The sequence below is a fragment of the Pseudoalteromonas sp. MIP2626 genome, assembly GCF_013414205.1.
GTDB lineage: Bacteria > Pseudomonadota > Gammaproteobacteria > Enterobacterales > Alteromonadaceae > Pseudoalteromonas > Pseudoalteromonas nigrifaciens.
Genome location: NZ_JAATTW010000005.1, coordinates 95,917 through 117,103, shown reverse-complemented (window position 1 = coordinate 117,103; position 21,187 = coordinate 95,917). Strand labels below are relative to the sequence as shown.

General features: G+C 40.3%; 22 protein-coding genes. 3 read left to right on the top strand and 19 right to left on the bottom strand.

The window, feature by feature from the left end; all coding sequences use genetic code 11:
• Positions 1 to 187: 187 nt before the first annotated feature.
• Positions 188 to 1,699 (bottom strand): sodium/proline symporter PutP, encoded by a 1,512-nt coding sequence (gene putP / locus HC000_RS05220; protein ID WP_275942345.1) that lies wholly within the window; start codon positions 1,697 to 1,699, stop codon positions 188 to 190.
• Positions 1,700 to 2,020: 321 nt separating this feature from the next.
• On the opposite strand from putP, the gene HC000_RS05215 reads away from it, so the two are divergent.
• Complete coding sequence (locus HC000_RS05215; protein ID WP_179807121.1) at positions 2,021 to 3,244, top strand: HDOD domain-containing protein; 1,224 nt, start codon at positions 2,021 to 2,023, stop codon at positions 3,242 to 3,244.
• A 63-nt stretch (positions 3,245 to 3,307) separates the two neighbouring features.
• On the opposite strand, the gene HC000_RS05210 is transcribed toward HC000_RS05215, so the two are convergent.
• From HC000_RS05210 to ccmA, 10 genes are read right to left on the bottom strand one after another with little or no spacing between them, the layout of a single operon-like run.
• Positions 3,308 to 4,039 carry a VacJ family lipoprotein gene (locus HC000_RS05210; protein WP_179807120.1) on the bottom strand — a complete coding sequence of 244 codons (732 nt, stop codon included), beginning with the start codon at positions 4,037 to 4,039 and terminating at the stop codon, positions 3,308 to 3,310.
• 9 nt (positions 4,040 to 4,048) lie between these two features.
• Complete coding sequence (ccmI, locus tag HC000_RS05205; protein WP_179807119.1) at positions 4,049 to 5,290, bottom strand: c-type cytochrome biogenesis protein CcmI; 1,242 nt, start codon at positions 5,288 to 5,290, stop codon at positions 4,049 to 4,051.
• Positions 5,291 to 5,752, bottom strand: coding sequence for a cytochrome c-type biogenesis protein (locus tag HC000_RS05200; RefSeq protein ID WP_179807118.1), 462 nt, complete (start codon positions 5,750 to 5,752; stop codon positions 5,291 to 5,293). It lies immediately after the preceding gene.
• Entirely contained in the window at positions 5,752 to 6,321 is a 570-nt protein-coding gene (locus HC000_RS05195) for a redoxin family protein (protein WP_179807117.1), read from the bottom strand. Before HC000_RS05195 ends, HC000_RS05200 begins: the two co-directional genes overlap by 1 nt.
• On the bottom strand, positions 6,318 to 8,288 hold the full coding sequence (locus HC000_RS05190; protein WP_179807116.1) for a heme lyase CcmF/NrfE family subunit: 1,971 nt from the start codon (positions 8,286 to 8,288) through the stop codon (positions 6,318 to 6,320). The genes HC000_RS05195 and HC000_RS05190 overlap by 4 nt, the downstream gene beginning before the upstream one ends.
• 2 nt (positions 8,289 to 8,290) lie before the next feature.
• Entirely contained in the window at positions 8,291 to 8,770 is a 480-nt protein-coding gene (gene ccmE / locus HC000_RS05185; RefSeq protein ID WP_011327519.1) for a cytochrome c maturation protein CcmE, read from the bottom strand.
• Entirely contained in the window at positions 8,770 to 8,970 is a 201-nt protein-coding gene (gene ccmD / locus HC000_RS05180) for a heme exporter protein CcmD (RefSeq protein ID WP_179807115.1), read from the bottom strand. Before ccmD ends, ccmE begins: the two co-directional genes overlap by 1 nt.
• Before the next feature lie 2 nt (positions 8,971 to 8,972).
• Complete coding sequence (locus HC000_RS05175) at positions 8,973 to 9,710, bottom strand: heme ABC transporter permease (RefSeq protein WP_011327517.1); 738 nt, start codon at positions 9,708 to 9,710, stop codon at positions 8,973 to 8,975.
• Position 9,711: 1 nt separating this feature from the next.
• On the bottom strand, positions 9,712 to 10,398 hold the full coding sequence (gene ccmB, locus HC000_RS05170) for a heme exporter protein CcmB (protein ID WP_011327516.1): 687 nt from the start codon (positions 10,396 to 10,398) through the stop codon (positions 9,712 to 9,714).
• Positions 10,398 to 11,018: a cytochrome c biogenesis heme-transporting ATPase CcmA gene (gene ccmA, locus HC000_RS05165; RefSeq protein WP_089367884.1), complete on the bottom strand. Its 621-nt coding sequence runs from the start codon at positions 11,016 to 11,018 to the stop codon at positions 10,398 to 10,400. The genes ccmB and ccmA overlap by 1 nt, the downstream gene beginning before the upstream one ends.
• A gap of 113 nt (positions 11,019 to 11,131) precedes the next feature.
• On the opposite strand from ccmA, the gene HC000_RS05160 reads away from it, so the two are divergent.
• Positions 11,132 to 13,234 carry a flagellar hook-length control protein FliK gene (locus HC000_RS05160; RefSeq protein WP_179807114.1) on the top strand — a complete coding sequence of 701 codons (2,103 nt, stop codon included), beginning with the start codon at positions 11,132 to 11,134 and terminating at the stop codon, positions 13,232 to 13,234.
• Between the two features lie 3 nt (positions 13,235 to 13,237).
• Positions 13,238 to 13,546, top strand: coding sequence for an EscU/YscU/HrcU family type III secretion system export apparatus switch protein (locus tag HC000_RS05155; protein ID WP_011327513.1), 309 nt, complete (start codon positions 13,238 to 13,240; stop codon positions 13,544 to 13,546).
• A gap of 30 nt (positions 13,547 to 13,576) precedes the next feature.
• Here the strand turns inward: HC000_RS05155 and HC000_RS05150 are convergent, their stop codons facing one another.
• The 8 genes from HC000_RS05150 to HC000_RS05115 are packed head-to-tail and all read right to left on the bottom strand — an operon-like array spanning position 13,577 to position 21,184.
• Complete coding sequence (locus HC000_RS05150; protein ID WP_179807113.1) at positions 13,577 to 13,978, bottom strand: DUF2802 domain-containing protein; 402 nt, start codon at positions 13,976 to 13,978, stop codon at positions 13,577 to 13,579.
• 18 nt (positions 13,979 to 13,996) lie between these two features.
• Complete coding sequence (locus HC000_RS05145; protein WP_011327511.1) at positions 13,997 to 14,494, bottom strand: chemotaxis protein CheW; 498 nt, start codon at positions 14,492 to 14,494, stop codon at positions 13,997 to 13,999.
• A 24-nt stretch (positions 14,495 to 14,518) separates the two neighbouring features.
• Positions 14,519 to 15,268 (bottom strand): CheW domain-containing protein, encoded by a 750-nt coding sequence (locus HC000_RS05140; protein WP_179807112.1) that lies wholly within the window; start codon positions 15,266 to 15,268, stop codon positions 14,519 to 14,521.
• A gap of 3 nt (positions 15,269 to 15,271) precedes the next feature.
• Positions 15,272 to 16,042: a ParA family protein gene (locus HC000_RS05135; protein WP_011327509.1), complete on the bottom strand. Its 771-nt coding sequence runs from the start codon at positions 16,040 to 16,042 to the stop codon at positions 15,272 to 15,274.
• A 12-nt stretch (positions 16,043 to 16,054) separates the two neighbouring features.
• Positions 16,055 to 17,014, bottom strand: coding sequence for a flagellar motor protein MotB (locus HC000_RS05130; protein ID WP_179807111.1), 960 nt, complete (start codon positions 17,012 to 17,014; stop codon positions 16,055 to 16,057).
• An 8-nt stretch (positions 17,015 to 17,022) separates the two neighbouring features.
• Positions 17,023 to 17,787, bottom strand: coding sequence for a flagellar motor protein (locus tag HC000_RS05125; protein ID WP_058372798.1), 765 nt, complete (start codon positions 17,785 to 17,787; stop codon positions 17,023 to 17,025).
• Positions 17,780 to 18,955, bottom strand: a complete 1,176-nt coding sequence (locus HC000_RS05120; protein WP_179807110.1) for a chemotaxis response regulator protein-glutamate methylesterase — start codon at positions 18,953 to 18,955, stop codon at positions 17,780 to 17,782. The genes HC000_RS05125 and HC000_RS05120 overlap by 8 nt, the downstream gene beginning before the upstream one ends.
• 51 nt (positions 18,956 to 19,006) lie before the next feature.
• On the bottom strand, positions 19,007 to 21,184 hold the full coding sequence (locus HC000_RS05115) for a chemotaxis protein CheA (protein WP_179807109.1): 2,178 nt from the start codon (positions 21,182 to 21,184) through the stop codon (positions 19,007 to 19,009).
• Positions 21,185 to 21,187 lie beyond the last annotated feature (3 nt).

Below are 21,187 nucleotides of genomic sequence, written 5' to 3'. Positions count from 1 at the left end.
TGTACCTCTAACTTCTGATGGCTTCCTTCAGACCCCACCGTTGGCCAGTGACGCCCTTGCCATTCAGATTATCTTCCCCTTAGTCAGGGTAATAAGGCATCTTTCAGCCTATCGAGTTTGCCAGCTTCGCTGGGCAAACAAAAAAAGGGAGTAACCTAGGTTACTCCCTTTTTTTGTTTATAACTTTTTATAGTTCTTGTTCTACTTCATCAAATAAGGTTGTAATTTTTTTAGCTGGCTCACTGGTCATTAAGCTAACTAATACAATCGCAATACTTGATAAAATAAAGCCTGGGACTATTTCATAAATAACGCTACTTAAACTCCCACCATTAATGGTAATTGGTGCGTATATCCATATAAGTACTGTTGAAGCCCCCACTAACATGCCTGCTAAGGCGCCAGCAAAGTTCATTCTTCTCCAGTAAAGGCTAAACAATACGAGTGGTCCAAATGCAGCGCCAAAGCCTGCCCACGCATTACTCACTAAGTCTAAAATAGAGCTATCTCTATCGTAAGCTAAGTAAATAGCAAACATAGCCACTAATGCCACACTAATACGCCCAACAAAAACCAGCTCTTTTTGAGAGGCTTCGCGGTGCAGATATATTTTATAAAAGTCTTCAGTTAACGAGCTTGAACACACTAGTAATTGTGAAGAGATAGTACTCATTACAGCCGCTAAAATAGCTGCTAATAAAAAGCCAGCAATCAATGGATGAAAAACCAATTCTGATAACACTAAAAATATTGTTTCTTTATCATTTATCGGCATTTCATTTTCTAGTATGAAGGCTGCCCCAAATAAACCAGTTAGTACTGCGCCTATTGCAGATAATGTCATCCAAGACATACCAATGCGTCGCATTGCTGGAATATCTTTAACTGAACGTACCGACATAAAGCGTACTATAATATGAGGCTGACCAAAGTAACCAAAGCCCCAAGCTAACGCAGAAATAATTGCGATAGTAGAGCCACCAGCAAACCAATCTAGCATATTTAGAGAATGAACTTCACTGGCCTTTGGCGAGATAAGTAACAGGTCATAGCTTGCATTAGCAAGCGTTTCCATTACTGGGTGATCAAGCATAGTAAACGTTACTATAGGTACGACTAATAGCGCTATAAGCATAATGCAACCTTGTACAAAGTCGGTCAAACTTACCGCTAAAAAACCACCAAAAAGCGTATAAAGTACTACAACACCCGTAGTGACATATAGGCCAACTTCGTAGCTCATTCCAAATGAATTTTCAAATAACTTACCACCAGCAACCACGCCAGATGAGGTATAAAGTGTGAAGAAAACAATAATAACAATAGCTGAAATAACACGTAATATATTTTTATTGTCCGCAAAGCGATTTGCAAAATAATCCGGGATCGTAATTGAATCATTCGCTTTTTCAGTATAAACACGTAGCCTAGGTGCAACTAAGAAGTAATTTGCCCAAGCACCAAGCACTAAACCAATCGCAATCCAAACCTTACTCAAACCAAAAAGATACATAGCGCCGGGAAGGCCCATAAGTAACCAACCGCTCATATCAGATGCACCTGCAGATAGCGCAGCAACACTTGGTGATAAATTACGGCCCCCTAACATGTAACCTGAAACATCGCTGGTTGATTGCTTAAATGCATACAATCCTATACCTAGCATTACAACAAAGTATAATGCTAGTGAAATAATCATTCCTGTTTCCAAACTCGCCTCCACTAATAAATTGCAACAGGCTTTTGATCCAAATAATGACTCTTAAAATATTATAGTTAAGACAGTATTGGGATAAAAACCATTCTCTGTCACTATAGCATGGGTAATAGTTAAAATTCCAACATGTCAACTTTAGTGAATTAAAAACAAACAAAGCGTATATATTTAAATCAAAACCTCTGTAACTTATTAAAAGTATGTTATTAATCTAAGATAAGCTTATTTACATCATGCTATTTTTAATGTTTTGCCATATATTGTTACAATCAATAGTTATTTTTTATCTATACGGAATTTTTTATGTACTTTTACGCTGCACGCCAACCGATCTTAGATCGCGATAAAAAGCTTATTGGCTATGAATTACTATTTCGTGATGGTGTAAATAACGTGTTTCCCGATATAGATGGAGATGAGGCAACAACACGCCTAATAGAAGGCAGCCAGTTTAATTTTGGCCTTGAGGATTTAACTGACAATAAACCAGCATATATCAATTTTACTCTAGAAACTTTACTAAAAGGCTACCCTACTTTACTGAGTAAAGACGCTGTGGTGGTAGAGATACTCGAAACGGTGCAACCTGGTAAGCGTTTACTTGCTATTGTTAAAGACTTAAAAGAAAAAGGTTATACATTAGCCTTAGACGACTACATTCATCAACCTGTGTGGCGCCACTTTTATCCATTTATTGATATTATAAAAATTGACTTTTTAACCTGTAATATAGAAACAATTAAAACAATTATTGATGATTTAAAACCTTATCCACATCTAAAATTACTTGCTGAAAAAGTTGAAACCCATGAGGTGTATAACCAAGCATTGGAACTTGGCTTTGATTATTTTCAAGGGTTTTTCTTTTCAAAACCAGAGATGATCCAAAGTAAAGCGCTTCCCCCCTCTGGTATGACATTAGCCGAACTACTTTATGAGACCTCAACGCTTGATATGGATCTAAAAAAGATCACCGATATATTTGAGCGAGATGTAAATCTATCTTATAAGTTACTGCGTTATTCAAACTCTGCAGCATTTGCTAGACGTGCAAAAATAAGCACAATAAAACAAGCGCTTATCACCCTTGGTGCCAATGAAATTAAAAAGCTTTTATCTTTATTATTTGCAGCGCAAGTTTCAACAGATAAGCCTATGGAGCTAATTAGGTTATCGCTCACTCGGGCGCGTTTTAGTGAGTTACTGGCTATTTCGCATGGTAAGTTTAAAGACACTGGAATGGTTTTTTTAACCGGCATGATGTCGCTTATGGATGCTATTTTAGATGAAAGCATGCAAAGTGTGATGCAAAAGCTGCCATTATCTAATGAGATTAAAGCCGCTTTACTTAATGATGAGGGCTTGCTTGCAAGCTACTTAAACTTGGTTAAGTTTTATGAGCAAGGCAACTGGCTGGCAGCTAATCAGATCAGCCAACAACTTGGTTTAGATGATAAAGTACCCGATGCTTACCACGAAGCAATTAGCTGGGTGAACGAGCAAATGCAGTTAATGAGCAATGTTTAATAACAACTTTCTAATCACTAATGAGAAAATAAAACGCCAGCATTGCTGGCGTTTTTAATAGGTTTACAAACTTTCTAAAAAATCTTCATCAAAGTCATCAGGCTCTTCTTTGATTGGCGGGTTACCGTCGTAAAGTTCGTATAATTGGCGTTGAAAATAAATATCTTTAATGAATAAGTAAGGGTCTAGTGAATCGTTCAATAAACCTTCTTGCGCAATTAGTGATGCACGGGCCTCAACAGCCTTTAAAGCAAACACTATAATTGTTTGTGGTGTAGTTAACGCTATTTCAGGTAAAACAAAGTTATCAACCACATCACCGGTTAAGTTACGCGCTGTAGAAGGCCCCATAGCAGGTAGCATCAAGTAAGCACCATCCCCTGCTCCCCATACACCTAATGTTTGCCCAAAATCCTCATCTACATGTTCTAGCCCTAATGAGCTGGCCACATCAAATAACCCAAAAACACCTACGGTCGAGTTAACTAAAAAGCGCGCTAAGCTAACACTGGCATTACTTGGTTTACCCTGTAAGCCTGCGTTGATCATATCTACCGGTGCACTAATATTATTAGTAAAATGCACTAAGCTTTGACGCACTGGTACAGGAGTCACCGTGATATACCCTACGGCGGCCGGTCTTAATATATATGTGTCTAAAACATCCATATTAAAATCGTATATTGGGCGGTTAATATTTTGTAGTGGATCGCGCTCGTCCTTTTGGCTATCAGGTACTTGTGCACACCCGGCCAGCACTAACAAAAATATATAAATTAAACCATGTTTTAACATCGCATATCCTTAAGGTATTAATGTGTCTATTTGCAGTTGCAACTGACGGGTACTTTCACGTTTTAACGCTGCTGAATGCCCTTCTAACTCACCGCTACTTGGCATTACTGAGTCATCATTAGAGATACGTGCAGTAATAACTATATCTTCTGCGCTTGACAAGTTTAACCCTGCAACCATAGAGTTTGCATCACTTAGTTCAACTGTAATAGGAAATTGATACTCGTTAAGCTTAACAACCGCTATTGGCATTGGAGAGCCATTTAACGCTTTTGCAAAAACAAATAAAATTCCGTTTTCAGGTTGTTTATTTTTAAGCTCTGTACTTATATTTACTGTCACTTTAATTGCTGCACTCTTTGTAACGTCAACATTTTGTGCTTGCTGTTGTTCTATCTCACTAATACGCTGCGCAATCATATTATAGCGGGTATCTGCTTTATCCATACTGGCAAGTAATACTTCAAACGCTGCTTTTGCTTGTACCCAATCTTTACGTTCGTAAGCAATGAGTGCCAATAAAGAAATAGCATCTAAATTTTGCGGCTCTTCTTGCAGTACTTTTGAAAGCATACCTGCAGCACGTGTCATGCTTGCTTCACTGCCCTCAAGTAACAGCACTTGGCTGTAACTAATAAGCACCTGCATATTGGCAGGATTCATTTGCAACGCTTTATCAAACGACTGCTGCGCCATATCAAATTCGTTCAATGACATAGCCACACGGCCCAGTAACATCCAAGCAATTTCGTCATCCCCCGTTTGGCTAAGCTTAGTTCGCAGTGCCAATGCAAATGCTTGCAGCTCGTTTTCACTCAGCGGCTCGCCTTTTTGCATAACAGCTCGCTCACCGTACTCTGCCAAGTTATCCATAGCATCGTGCCAAGCCGATATTTGCTGCTGATTACCGGTCATAGAGTAAAAAATACCGGTTAGGGCAATCACAAACGCACCGCCTGTTAAGGCAAAAATACGATTATTACCACGGCTATTAAGTGACTTTTCTGGAGAGAGCTCATTGAGTAAGCGACGTTTGAGCTCGATCACTGACTCACTGTGATTTTGTGCATCAATTCGCTGGTTTTCTAAGTCGTTTTGTAGCTCAACTAAACGCTGTTCATAAATACTAATAAGTTCTGCGTTCGCATTGTGCGTAATGGTTTTAACACGCTCTTTTTTTAAAAAAGGCAACATCACAAACAACAGTGCGATAAGTGTGAGTAAAGTAAAAGACGCCCACATTAAAATCATTTAACTTTGCTCCTGACGTTTATTTTTAGCAATTAATTTAACTAATATTGCTTCGTCGTTGTTGCTCCAGCTTTGTTTTACCGATGCTTTGCGTTGGCGAATAACAATAAAACCAAAACCAAAAATTACAATCAATACCGGTAAAACCCACAGCACTAAAGTTGCAGGGGTTACTGGTGGATCGTAATGTACAAAGTAGCCATAACGATCGATCATATAATCTATTACTTCGTCTTTCGTTTTACCATCTTTTACTAAAGCTAATACTCGCTCGCGTAAATCTTTTGCTACTACCGCATCAGAGTCGGCAATATTTTGATTTTGACACTTAGGGCAACGTAACTCTTTGGTTAGCTCTTCAAAGCGAACCGCTTGCTCGTTACTGTCAAATTGGTAACGGTCTTGCTGAGCAAGCGCCCCCATACTGACAAAAAGGCTAAGGGTTAATAACAACCACTTCATTATTTGAGCTCCTGCATAATTGGTGCAAACTTAGCACGCCACACTCGCGGATTTATATCACCAATATGGTGTAACAAAATGGTGCCGCTTTTATCAACTAAAAAAGTCTCTGGCGCACCCGACACACCTAAATCTAACGACAGTGTGCGATGTAAATCTAAAATATTAAACTGATATGGGTCGCCAGCACGCGTTAGCATATTGGTTACGTCACTACGCAGTGCTTGCATATCAAATGGCCCGTCAAAATCGGCATCGTAACCTTGCACATAGTACAAGCCTATAATTTTAACGCCTTGCTCGCGCAATTTAGTTAAGTAGCCTAGCTCTGCTAAACATGTAGGGCACCAGGTACCCCATACATTTAATAAATAAACCTCACCTTTTAACTGCTCATTGCTCCACAGCTTATTATCTTGCATTAGATCTGGCAGGCTAAATTCTGGCATAGATTGCCCTAATCGCCCTGTTTGTATTTCCCTTGGGTTAGCAAATAACCCTTGGAATAAAAACACACAAATAAAAGCAAAAACCAGTAACGGTGCTATAGCTAAAAGCTTACGATTCATGCTTCGCTCTCCGCTGTTTCTTTTGTTGATTGAGGCGATGAGGTGCGATAGCGTTTATCAAATAAAATTACAAACCCTGCTAACGAAATTAATATACCGCCAATCCACATCCAACGCACAAATGGCTTATGATAAATTCGTAATGACCACGCGCCTTCGCTTAATTGCTCACCTAACGCTAGGTATAAATCGCGTGTGAAGCCTGCATCAATTGCTGCTTCTGTCATAAACTGCATACCAATATCGTAACGGCGTTTTTCGGCATGTAACTGAGTAACTAGCTTGTTATTTTTTAATACCGATACAACACCCGCATGGCCACTGTAATTAGCCCCGCGAACATTTTTTACCCCTTCAAAGCGGTATTGATACTGATTAAGCTGCACCGTATCACCTGGTTTCATTGATACGTCGCGCTCAACAGAGTATGCCGAAGTAAGGGTTACGCCAGCAATTACAAAGGCAATACCTATATGGCCAAGTACCATAGCCCAATAACCTAAACCTAAGCGTTTAAAGCCTTCTTTAAAGGTGCTATGAACGGTAACTTTACTGTACAAATCAATACCCGTTGTAATTACAATCCATACTGCTAACGTGGTTGCTAATAAGGTAAGCGGTGCAATCACATCATAGCTAGAGAATAACCAAGCAAAGGTAATAATAATGCTAACTAATACACCCATTAGTATTTTATTTTGTAAAAACGCCCATTTATTTTGCTTCCAGCGTAAAAACGGCCCAATACCCATTAAAATAGCAAATGGCACTAACAGTATTGCAAACATCTTATTAAAAAATGGTTCGCCAATTGAAATGCTGCCTAAGCCCATTTCTTTGTGTACCATAGGTAATAAAGTACCTAGTAATACAATTAAAGTAGCAACCACTAAAAATATGTTATTTAGCCACAGTGCTACTTCGCGCGATACTAATTTGTAACGCCCTTCGCTTCGCACTTGCGATACGCGCATGCCATAAAGTGCTAATGCGCCACCAACAACAATCGCTAAAAAAGCCAGTATAAATAAGCCTCTATCAGGGTCAGTCGCAAAGGCATGCACAGATACAATAATACCTGAGCGCACAATAAAGGTGCCCAGTAAGCTAAGCGAAAATGCTGCAATTGCTAACAGCACTGTCCATGATTTAAATACACCACGTTTTTCTGTCACACTCAATGAATGTAAAAGTGCCGTTGCTACTAACCAAGGCATTAAAGATGCATTTTCTACTGGATCCCAAAACCACCAACCGCCCCAGCCAAGTTCTGAATACGCCCACCAACTTCCTATGGTAATACCTAAAGTTAAAAAGCCCCACGCGGTCATAGTCCAAGGACGAGACCATTTGGCCCAAGTATTATCTAGCTTGCCAGTTAAAAGTGCCGCAATTGCAAAAGCAAACGCTACAGATAGCCCTACATAACCCATATAAAGTAACGGCGGGTGTATGATCATACCCGGATCTTGTAGTAGCGGATTTAAGTCGCGCCCCTCTACCGGAAAATAAGGTAATAAACGCTCAAATGGGCTTGAAAGCAATAAGGTGTACATCATAAAGCCAACACCTAAAAAGCCAAGCACACCAAGTACACGAGCACGCAATACCCAAGGTAGTGCTTTAGAGCGCAGTGCAACAACAGCTGTCCAACCTGCTTGCATCAATAACCATAATAAAATAGCGCCTTCGTGCCCACCCCAAGTTGAGGTTATTTGATAATACCAAGGCAAAGAGCTACTTGAATGATACGCCACATATGCAACCGTAAAGTCATTTGTAAGGCTGGCATAAATAAGGGCGGCAAACGAAATAAATACAAATACAAATTGCCCTACCGCTAACGAAGGGGCAGCACGCATTAAGCGTAAATTACCGGTATGTGCCCCCCACAGCGGAAAAACACATAATAAAACGCTTAGCACCATGGCAAGCGTTAAAGAAAAATAACCAAGTTCTGGGATCATTATTAATTACCACTATCTAGGTTGTATTTAGGTTTCTCGTGTTTAATTCCTTTTAACGCTTCTGCCACTTCAGCAGGCATGTATTCTTCATCATGCTTAGCAAGTACTTCAAATGCTTCTATTACATTGGGCTCCACAAGTACACCTTGTGCAACTATGCCTTGGCCTTCGCGAAATAGGTCAGGCAAAATCCCCTGATAACGCACTACCACGGTTGGGCCTGTATCAACTAAAGTAAAGCTTACTTTTAAACTTTGCTCATTGCGCTCTACCGAACCTGGTACAACCATGCCACCAATGCGTAGCTTTTGGCCTATTTGTGGTTTTTCTTTATTGGGGCCTTTACCGTCAACAAGCTCACTTGGGGTATAAAATAAATTAATGTTTTCTTGTAATGCATACAGTACCAAGCCTATTGAGGCACCAATACCAAACAGCACTGCAACAATAACTAAAAGGCGTTTTTTACGTCTTGGGTTCATTATATTTGCTCCTGATTAGCATTTTTAATACGAACTTCTCGCGCTATTTGTTGCTCTACCGATGCCATAATATGTTTAGTCTCTCTGAGTGAACTAAATAAAATACCTAATAAAATAAGTGCGCATGTACCAAAAGAAAGCCACACATAAAATCCATAGCCTCCCATTGCAATAAAATCAGAAAATGAGTCAAACTGCATAACTACCTCTTAGTTAACAACTGGCGCACCCATGGGCGATGCTTTTCACGTTGTAATATTTCATTTTTAAGACGAATTAAAGTAACAGTGCCAACAAAAGCCGCAAACGCCAAAATGTTTACCATTAATGGCCAAAACATACTGGGATCAATTGCTTTGGTATCTAGCTTGGTTATTGAGGCTCCTTGATGTAGGGTATTCCACCACTCAACAGAGTAATGAATAATAGGTAAATTAATAACCCCTACAATAGCCAATATAGAAGCGGCACGACCCGCTGCCTTTTTATCTTCAAAGGCATGGTACAAAGACAACACACCCAAATATAAAAATAATAAAATAAGTTCTGAGGTTAAACGCGCATCCCATACCCACCAAGCGCCCCACATAGGTTTACCCCATGCAGCACCGGTTATAAGTGCAATCGCAGTAATGCACGCCCCTACAGGCGCAATTGCAATAACTGCAAGTTCAGCGTTTCGTAACTGCCAAACCAGCGCAATAATGGCAGCAATTGCCATTGATGAATAAGCACCCATAGATAAAATAGCCGAAGGCACATGAATAAAAATGATACGGTAGCTGTCTTTTTGTTGGTAATCGGCAGGCGCAAAACCAAGCCCCCATACCCAACCAACTAACATACTAATAACCGTAACTACGGCAAAATAAGGCAATAACGTATTGCATAACTTATATGCACGCTCTGCTTTAGCATAGGGATGTAACCACTTCCACATATTAACTTACACTCACTTTTAATGCTGACGATATGGCGATTGGCGCACTAATAATAGCAATAACTAACATAGCGCCAAGAATGGCAAGCTGCCCACTATAATCCAGCGACATAGTACTGGTATCGATAGCTGACGTTGCAAAAATTAAAACCGGAATATACAAAGGCAACACCAATAAACTCATTAAAATACCGCCTTTTTGTAATCCTACAGTAAGCCCAGCCCCAATTGCGCCAATAAAGCTCAACAAAGGCGTACCTAATAATAGCGTTAGTAACGTAGCCATTAATGCTGTGTTATCTAAATTCAATAGTAGTGCAAACAGTGGGGTCATTAATACTAAAGGAAGCCCAGTGATCACCCAATGCGCGGCTACTTTAGCCAACACAGTTAACGATAACGGATACGACGATGCAATAAGTTGTTCAAGTGAGCCATCGTTATAATCATCTCTAAACAGCTTATCTAACCCCAACATAGTTGAGAGCAAAGCAGCCACCCAAATTATACCCGGCGCCATTCTTGCCAGTAGACCGGGCTCTGGCCCAATAGCTAACGGAAATAATGAAATAACAATTAAAAAGAACAAAATAGGATTGATAATTTCAGCGCGCTGACGAAAAGCAAGTTTAACATCTTTACTAAACACGGCTTTAAAAAGTAACCAATAGGAGTGTTGTCGGGTCATTAGTGACGATACTCCAAAGTGAGTGTTTGTAGGTCGCTAAAATGAGCCGTTAAATCTTGATGCGTGGTTAGCAATATAGCTCCGCCATTTTTTAAATGCTCAACAAAACGTTGCTGTAAAAAGGCAACACCACTTTTATCAAGTGCTGTAAATGGCTCATCTAAAATCCATAGCTTAGCTTCACTTAACCATAATCGAGCTAACGCAACACGGCGTTGCTGCCCAGCAGAGAGCGTTCTAACCGGTACATCTTCAAGGCCTACTAAGCCAAGCTTACTTAATAAAGGGTATAAATCACCTTCATTAGTGTAGCCATTAATTGCCAACCAATGTTTAACGTTTTCAAGCGCACTGAGCTGCACATTAACCCCGGTTTTATGGCCTATAAATAATAGGTCTCTGGCGTACTCTTCATAGTACTTTTTAATCGACTGATTAAGGTACAGAATATCGCCTTCATCAGGCATAGAAAAGCCCGCTATAATACGTAATAAAGACGTTTTACCAGCACCATTAGCACCTGCTAATTGCATGATTTGGCCGCTATTAAGGCTAAAATTAAGATCCGCAAACAAACAACGTTCTTGCTTGATGCAGGTGACGGACTTAATGTGTAACAAGATGACGATTCTCTCTGCCAAAAATTAGGCGTTAGTCTATCATAATGATAGGGTAATACGAATATTGCTTTAAAATCGATTCACTAAAAATAAAGAAAACTTGATTTAAAATAATGAATACACCTACGCAAATTACATTATCTAATTCATTGGTTAATAACCTAACCTCTAATGCGCCTAAGCATAACTTAACCTCGCTTCCTGGCGAGATGCTTGCGGCAAAAAACATTCAGTTTTCTAAAGAATCGATTACCCTAGATGTATTAATAAATAAGCACTGGCAAACTCTCAGGCTTGGTATTACAACTGCGCCAAAAAACTTAGACAAAATAGCCAGTGCGAGCATACAGCTCAGTAACGAGGGCAAGTCACTTACAATTACCCCCAACAATACAAGGCTTACACTTAATCAACCGGTGCAATTACAGCAATTTTTAAATTATATAAATACCGGAAGCGAGTTACAAAATAATCCTATGCCGGCGCAGGTCGTATTAACGCCTACACCCAAGCTGGTAATTGAAAAGCTTAATGCCAGCATTGCAATTAATAAAGAGGTAGCGCAACTACTGGCCGCCGAGCAACCATTAAAAATAATAATTAGCACTAATAATAAAGGCGCGCAGCTAGACGTTATCAATCGCTTTGCTGAATCCGTGCATACACAACCCATAACTCAAGCAAAACTAGCAAGTTTACTTGCGCAAAATTTGCCAAATGCACAGCTACAAGCAACCCCTAAATTTGCAATTTTAACGCATGCACAACAAGCAGGTTCATTTAAGCTTAATATAAACAATAATCAACTTAACCAACTTTCGCATACCGTAACAAACGTAAACTTGAGCAGCCAAGCCAACAAACTGTTAATTCAAACTAATATAAACAGTACCACTGTCATACTTAAAAACTCGTTCACAAAACCGTTTAATCAACTAACTTCAGCGCAGCAAAGCAGCGTATCAACAAGCAATTTAAATAACCCTACTAGTCCATTAATAGCGGCTAATAACAGCCCTATTGATTCTTGGTTAAAAAGTAGTTTTGGTGAACTAAAAACGCGTATAAGTGATGCAGTAAAATACTTCGAAAACAAACCTTTTGCCGCTATAAATCAAACGACAACTGGTATTAATAAACTAAATGTCGCCGAGCAGTTAAACCAGCAACCTAACCAGTTGCCACCTTTAGTGCAGTTAACCCAATTAATTAAATCAAGTGTTAGCTTATGGCAGTTGCCAACAAGCATGCTCTTTGCAACAACAAGCAATGGCAAACTAAGTTCGCAAAATCAATTACATCCTTTAGAAGCTAAATTACTCGCTCCACTGCTAAACCAACTCAGTGCAGCTAGCGCAATAAACACACCCAATAACACGCCGCTTTTAAGCAGCAAAATAGCAGATATTGCACAGCAGTTATCGCAGCAACCAGCCGACTTAACGCGCCTCGTAAATCAGGCATTTAATCGGATGGTTTCTAGTAATAATTTACACCCAACAACTATACAGCGCGAAATTCTTGCCACATTACAACCAACGCAACTGACAAACGACACGCTGCAAAGCAGTTTTAGTAAGGGATTAGAGCAACTTGCAGTAAGCATTTTAGCCGCGCCTATTATTAGCCAAACAACTACACCTATTAGCATTAATAATCAAACCGGCTTAGATGCACTACTGCAGGTGTTATTACCCACATTTAAAACCGGCAACTCTGGTGCTAAATTACTTGAGCAACTGCAACAAAGCCAAGTGCAAGCACTTGCGGGGGAGTTAACACAAGTTAAAAATACCCTTGGCCAAGTAAATGTTACCCCTGCTAATCAGCTAGCCGACTCAAACCCCTTGGTAAACTTTTTATTACCAATGAAATTACCGCCAGAAGCGGCGCAAACAGAAATAACATTAGGCCAATATAAAAAGCCCAGTGGCGATAAGCTAGCAGAAAAAAATGTCTGGTTTGTTAGGTTAAACTTTGATTATGCACAGCTTGGTCAGTTACAAATTACTGCCGAATTAATGGATAAAGCACTTGATTGCCAGTTATTTGCATCAAGCCAAGAAGTGACCGCTATGGCTCATCCGCATCTTGATAATTTAAGATCAAAATTAGCCAAGCATGGTTTGCAAGTAGGTGATCTTACTTTAAAGCAAGGCGATGCAAGCCATCAAGCTTTTTATAAATCGCATGCCATTATTAATATTAAGGTATAAAAAATGAGTGACTCAGCCAACAACAAATCTGCGATTGGGCTTTTATATGCAGCCGGAAACTCGCCAATGGTAAGTACCAAGGGCTTTGGTAAATTAGCTGATGAAATAATAGCAGCGGCTGAAAAAAAAGGCATTATGATCCATCAAGATGAAGCATTAGCCAAAACGTTATCACACTTAGAGCTTGGGGAAGAAATACCTAAAGAGTTGTATTATGTAATTGCTGAGCTAATTGCATTTTCGTATGTATTAAGAGGGCAATTTCCGCCAGGCTGGCAAGACTTTCAAGGTAAGTTAAATATTAAGGCGTAGCTTTAACAGCATTAAAAAGCAAAAAAGACGCTAAGCGCCTTTTTGTTTATGCAATGAAAACAGCAGTTCTGCTTCTGCTCTAGGTAATTCGCATTCACGAATTACTTCTTCTAAATCAGCTCCAAGTTCGACCATCTTTACAGCACGAGAATAAATTTTTGCATCTGGATCGTCATACTTTTGCGCTGCTTGTTGTTGAGTTAGCTCTTCATTTTGCTGTTCAACTTCAAGTACTCGCTTACCAATACTTAATAACCCAGTGCGCAACTCTTGTACCTCACTGCGTAAAATATTAATTTGCTCAGCCGAGTCTTTAAATTGCTGCAGCTGAGAGGTAAACTCACTTGCATAGCTGCTTTTAAATAGAATGATCATCGCCAATGCTATAAGGGCAACAGCTAACGCTATAATTGCTAAACTGAGTAATAACATAATTTTTAGTGGTAAAGCTTATAAATCGCTCAACTCATCCCATTCGTCGTCACTAAGTAGCTTATTTAAATCAACTAAAATAAGTAACTCGTTTTCGCGATTACACACACCCTGAATAAACTTAGCGCTTTCTTCTGTGCCTACATTCGGCGCACTGTCTATTTCTGAGCTGCGCAAATAAACCACTTCAGATACGCTGTCGGCTAAAATACCAATAACTTGCTCTTCAGCTTCAATAATTAAAATTCGCGAATTATCTGTTGCATCCGTACCGGCTAAACCAAAACGGGCACGAGTATCAATAACCGTAACCACATTGCCACGTAAATTAATAATACCAATCACGTACGAAGGTGCACCAGGTACAGGGGCTATTTCAGTGTAGCGTAATATTTCTTGCACTTGCATTACGTTAACACCGTAAGTTTCGTCTTCTAACTTAAACGTTACCCACTGTAGTATTTCATCATTATTATCTGCATTTTTATTTGCTGACAGTAACTTATCTTGGTTCATGCTGTTTCCCCGTAATGGTCATTACTACTGACGGCTGTCTAGGCCTTTCTCTAATAATGCATTTAAATTATTTACATCTATTAAAGCGCACATTTTTTCTTTAATAACACCGGCAAGCCATGGGCGCTTACTTTGGTTTGTACGCCATTTTACATCTTCTTTACTCAATGTAATGTTATTTATTAGCTTTTCTGCCAATAATCCCCACTGACTGTCGCCTAGTGTAATTAAATACTTGTAGTTAAGTGACGCCTCTAACTTTTCGTCATACTTTTCTGGCATAACCCAACGTGCGGTATCAACCACATTAAGTTTTTCATCTCTATTGAGCATAACGCCTTTAAACCACTTTGGTTTACCAAATAAATGATTTACTTCACTTAATTCATGTATACCGCCTAACGCTTTAAGCGGCACAGCTAGCGTTAATCCTGCCACTTCAAAAAATAAGGCTTGAAATTGCCCGTCAAAATAATCAGCTTGGCTTTGTGCGGCTAATATTTGCTCGGCCGACAGTGTTTGCTCAGCAGAGGTGACTAGGGCTTTGATTTCTTGCGCTATCGGCTTTTTAATAATTTCTGGCGCAACTTGCTCAAATACTGGCGTACTTTGTGTGCTCTGCGCTTCTAAATCTGGGTGTTCAGTTTTTTTATCCGTTACCTGCTCAAGTAATTTTGCAACGGGTTCAAGATTATCTACAGGCTGGTCTTCGCACAATAACGCGCCTAGATATTGAGTCATTACTTTTTCATTAGCAAATAATTGCTTACTCATTGATTAACCTTGTTCTATTAAATAGTCGAGCAATGCCTTGTAGGCATATACCCCGCGAGACCGTGGGCAAAATTCACTTGGAACTTGTTGCGCTAAACTGGCGTCTCTAAATTTGGTATCTACCGGAACAACGCCCGGCCACACTTTATCAGTATAAGTATTTTGCAGTGTTTTATATGCCTCTAACGAGGCTTTAGTGCGCTTATCGTACATGGTGGCAATTATAGTATATTCATAGCTTTTAGCTTGAGATGTTTGCATTAACTGCATAGTACGCATCATTCTGTCGAGCCCCTTTAGCGCTAAAAACTCGGTTTGTACCGGCACTAAAATGCGTTCACTCGCAGCTAGCGCATTAACCATTAATACGCCAAGTACTGGGGGGCAATCGAGGATTGCATAGTCGTAATATTCGCTTATTTTTGCAAGCGCTTTTTTTAATATTAATCCCATGCCGGTTTTATTGCCCATACTTCTATCTAGAGTAGCAATAGCCATAGTGGCGGGTAATATATCTAAGTTTTCAATACTAGATGGACATAATGCTTGGAGTATTTCTTCGCTTTGCATGCTAGTTCCGCGTACAAAAATATCGTATACGCTAACCTCTAAATCCTCAGAATCAATGCCAAAGTAATAGGTTAATGAGGCATGAGGATCGGTATCAATCAATAATACGCGCTTACCTTGAGATGCTAAAATACCTGCAAGGCTAACCGCGGTTGTGGTTTTCCCTACTCCACCTTTTTGATTTGCTACAGTCCAAATCTTCACATTGCATCCTAATTACAGTTCATTTCGAGTCGATATACGAATACCGCCATGGGGTAAACGAATTATTTTTATTGTATTATCGTCAGAGGGTAATTCTGCTTCAGGCTCAGGTTTAACGACTACTTGTTGCGGCTCAACGCTTACTACTTCTGCTGTTGGTGGCAACCCATATTTAGATAGGGCAATAACTACTTTGCGATTTTCAGCACGCCCTTGCTTAGTATCGTTAGTGGCAAAAGGAGAATATTGACCATATCCCTCAATCGCCATTCGCGCTGAATTTATACCTAGCCTTTCAAGCTCAACTAAAACGGCTGTTGCACGCGCCACCGACAACTCCCAATTCGAGCTGTACATTTCATTACCTATGGTTTGGTTGTCAGTATAGCCGCGTACTCTAATATAGTTATCTACCGGAGCAATTATATCTTTAATTATTTTAACAACTTGCTTAGCTCGAACTTGCGCTACACTACTGCCACTTGAAAATAGCATGCCAGAACTAAGCTCAATGATCAGCCAATCTTGGCTGAGTTCTAAACTTGCTTCACCATCGCGTATTTCATCTATTAATGACGATTGCAGCTTAGCCAACAAACTATCGAGTGGTTTGCCAAGGTGTTTTTGCTCAATATTACTGGTATCGCTTTGTCCGTCCAGCAGCTTTGGCCCATGTTCTTCTTTTAAAATACTTTCGCCGTAGAGCACCTCTTGCTCTGGGGTTACTCTGTCTGTCAATATTGCGTCGCCATTTACCCCAGTTCCTTGCTGCGAATGTTGACGGGCTGACTTATCAAATACATAACCAATCGAATCGGACAGCACTTGAAATTTCTCTTCTTTGTTAATTGCTATTGCGTACAAAACCACAAAAAAGGCAAACATAATCGTCATATAATCAGCATAAGACACCAGCCAACGTTCTGTGTGTTGACTTTTAGTAGTGGTGTTGCGCAAGCGACGACGTAACATAATAGGGGCTACTCAACCACGACATTTGGGCGGTCAACCCGATAGGCTTCAAGCTTTAATTCAATACTTACTGGGCTTTCGCCTTGGCTTATTGCAATTACGCCCTCGGCAAGCATTTCGTGATAAAGCATTTTTTGCTCAACCCGTTGCTTTAACTTATTAGCCATAGGTAAAAATAATAAATTAGCTAAACCCACGCCATAAATAGTTGCTATAAAGGCAGTGGCAACACCGGCTCCAAGCTTTTGCGGATCTGTAATAAACGACATTGCCTGAATAAGACCAAGCACGGCCCCTAAAATACCTATGGTCGGACTATAACCGCCCATAGCTTCATAAACACGACTTGCCTCTAGCAGACGTTCGCGCTCTAACAGTAAATCTATTTCTAACGTATCGCGCAGTTTTTGATCTGAGCAACCATCAACTAATAATCCAAGCCCTTTTGCAGCATAGGCATCTGGGTGGGTAAGCGCTTCGTTTTCAAGGGCTAAATAACCTTCTTGACGTGCTTTATGTGACCATCCTTTTACTTGCTCTATGGCATCTTCAATATTGTATTTAGGCGATACAAAAACCCAGTGCGTAATTTCTAGCATCTTTTTAAAAGTACTGGCTGATGTTTGTAACATTACAGCACCCAATGTGCCGCCCAGTACAATGATCAACGCAGGTCCGTTAAATAATGCCGATACCACACCGCCCTCTAACGAGTAACCTATAGCAATGGCGCCCAAGCCAATAAGTAAACCTAGTACGGAAAGCTTATCCACAGCCCACCTCTATCTTTAAACGTATTGCTACTTCATCTAATCGCAGACTTTCGCTCGCTAAACCAGCATTAGCAATTGCTTGTGGCATACCATAAACAACACAGCTTTTTTCATCTTGTGCCCAAATGGTTGCCCCTGATTGTTTAAGCATACGAGCGCCTTCACGCCCATCTGCGCCCATACCAGTTAATACTATAGCTAATACATCACCTTGATACGCTTTAGCGGCACTGGCGAAGGTTACATCAACGCTTGGTTTGTAACTAATGCGCTCGCTGTTATCTTCAAAAACTCGTAGTGTTCTACTTGCCCCACGACCATCAATCATCATTTGCTGGCCACCCGGTGCTAAGTAAGCCACACCTGCTTGCAGTCGATCTCCTTGCTGCGCTTCTTTTACCTGAATTTTACACAAACTATTTAAGCGTGCCGCAAAAGCCGGAGTAAACGCAGCAGGCATATGCTGAATTAATAATATAGGGTGCGGAAAGTTAGCAGGAAGCTGAGTTAATATAGTTTGCAGCGCAACAGGTCCACCGGTTGATGTGCCAATTGCAACTAGTTGATAGTGCTTGCCACTCGTGCGCTTTGTTACTATTGCACTGCGACTAGTTACTGGCGAATTATTAAAGCTTCGCTCTGGTTGTACTACTGTTGTTGCTGTTTTATTTGTTTGTGCAAACCTTGCTGCTAATGCGCTTGGCGCTGAAGTAGGTGTAAATAAAGGTTTGTTTATACTGGAGGGGCTAGGGCTAGCAACACGTCTAATACGTTGGCGGCCAATTTCTTTTACTTTGCTTTGCAGCAGCTTAATGGCATCTTCGTTATTGCGAGCAATGTCTTCAAATTTTTTCGGTAAAAAATCCATAGCACCAGCATCAAGTGCATCTAAAGTTGCAGTTGCACCGGAGCGAGTTAACGAAGAAAACATTAAAATTGGCGTCGGGTTACTGGCCATAATTTCTTTTACAGCACTTATACCATCCAACACCGGCATTTCTACATCCATAGTGATCATATCAGGACGTAAACTAGCTGCTTTTTCTACAGCATCTCGGCCATTTACGGCAAAGCCAATTACTTCAATCTCGCTATCTAATTCAAGAATCTCACTCACTCGACGGCGAAAAAAGCTCGAATCATCAACAACTAAAACTTTAACGGCCATTTTGCTCTCTTATTTTTATTGTGTAGACGTATAAAGTATACGTCTACTTTATTATTTACCTGCGTAGTGTTTTAACATACTCGGTACATCTAATATAAGTGCAATACCACCATCCGAAGTAATAGTGGCACCTGCCATTCCAGGCGTACCTTGTAATAAAGCGTCTAACGGCTTAATAACCACTTCTTCTTGACCAATTAACGAATCAACCACAAAGCCAACTTGTTGCGTACCTATTTGCACAATAACCACATGCCCTTGCGCTTTACGGCTTGTACGATCGGCACCTTTCACTAGCCAATGCTCTAAATAAAATAAAGGCACTGCCTTTTTACGAACAATAATAGTTAACTGACCATCAACCACATTCGTTTTAGTAAGGTCTAAGTTAAATATTTCACTTACCCCTGCTAATGGTAGTGCAAATGTTTGCTCACTCACTACCACCATTAAGGTAGGTAAAATAGCCAAAGTTAACGGTACTTTAATTTCAAGTATAGTGCCCACACCTAGTTCTGACTCTATGCTAACCGAGCCATTTAACTGGGTGATTTTAGTTTTAACCACATCCATGCCAACACCACGACCAGAAATATCAGATATTGCTTCTTTGGTAGAAAACCCTGGCGCAAATATCAGATTGTAAGCTTCGGTGTTAGACAAACGGCTTGCTTGCTCTTGATCAAGCACACCTTTTTTAATTGCTATTTGTTTTAGTTTTTCAGCATCCATACCTGCGCCATCATCTTTAATGGTAAGCAAAATATGATCCCCCTGCTGCGAAGCAGAAAGCGTAACGGTACCTGTTCTCGGTTTACCCGCAGCTTCACGATCATCTGGCATTTCTATACCATGATCAACCGAGTTACGTACTAAATGCACTAATGGATCGGCCAGTGCCTCAACTAGGTTTTTATCTAAATCGGTTTCTTCGCCAACCAGCAATAAATTAATATCTTTATTTAAGGTACGTGCTAAGTCGCGAACAACACGCGGAAAACGGCCAAATACTTTTTTGATTGGCTGCATTCGCGTTTTCATTACCGCGCCTTGCAAATCAGCTGTAACAACATCTAAGTTAGATATTGCTTTACTCATAGATTCACTTTCTGAACTGGTGGCTAAACTCACTAAACGATTACGTACTAATACAAGCTCGCCCACCATATTCATAATTTGATCAAGGCGTTTAGTATCAACCCTTACTGTTGTTTCAGCTTGTGCAGGCGGCGCTTTTTTAGCAACTGGCGCAGCGGTATTGGTATTAGCACTTGCTGCTACAACAGCCGCTTGTGGCTGCTTAACTTTATCAACTGCTACTGGTGAGGCTTTAACTACAGCTGCTTTAGGAGCCGTAACTTTATTTACAGGTGCAGGTGTTGCCGCGCTTTCTTTAGATTTTGGCGCCGCTCCCTTGCCATGTAGCTCATCTAGTAAAGCTTCAAACTCATCGTCACTTATTTCATCATCGTTAGTGCTAGCAGCCGGACTTTGAGCTGCTTGAGGTTTTGGAGTTTTATTTACCGCACCAAAACTTCCCACCCCGTGAAGCTCATCTAATAAGCTATCAAATTCATCGTCGGTAATATCGCCACTTAAGTCGCTGCTATTACTTAATGACTCTTTTATTGCAGGGCCTTTACTTTTGCCATGAAGTTCATCAAGTAAGTTTTCGAATTCATCTTCGCTAATTTCATCAATATGCGCATCGTTTGCTGTAGCGTTTGTTGCTGCACTGGGTGCATCAAACAACTCATCAAATGCAAAAGGGTCATCATCTAAATTAGCATCTTGCGTTATTACTGGCGCAATAGTGTCACCACCAAGCTCTTCTTCTGTGGGCGGTAAACCTAATTTATGTAATATTTCGAGTAACTGGGGATCGGCAGGCTCTGGTTGCTCACGATTTTTTATCGTAGCAAACATTTCGTTAATAGTATCAAGTGCTTGAAGTATAACATCCATTAGCTCAGAGTTAACTGTTCGCACTTTTTGGCGCAGTAAGTCAAACACGTTTTCTGCGCCATGGCAGGCATCTACCAGCTCTGACATCGCTAAAAAGCCCGCGCCACCTTTAACAGTGTGAAAGCCTCTAAAAATAGCGTTCAATAATTCAGTATCTTCTGGGTTATTTTCCAGTTCAACTAATTGTTCAGATAAAAGCTCAAGGATTTCTCCAGCTTCAACTAAAAAATCTTGTAATATATCTTCATCGACTTCAAAGCTCATGCA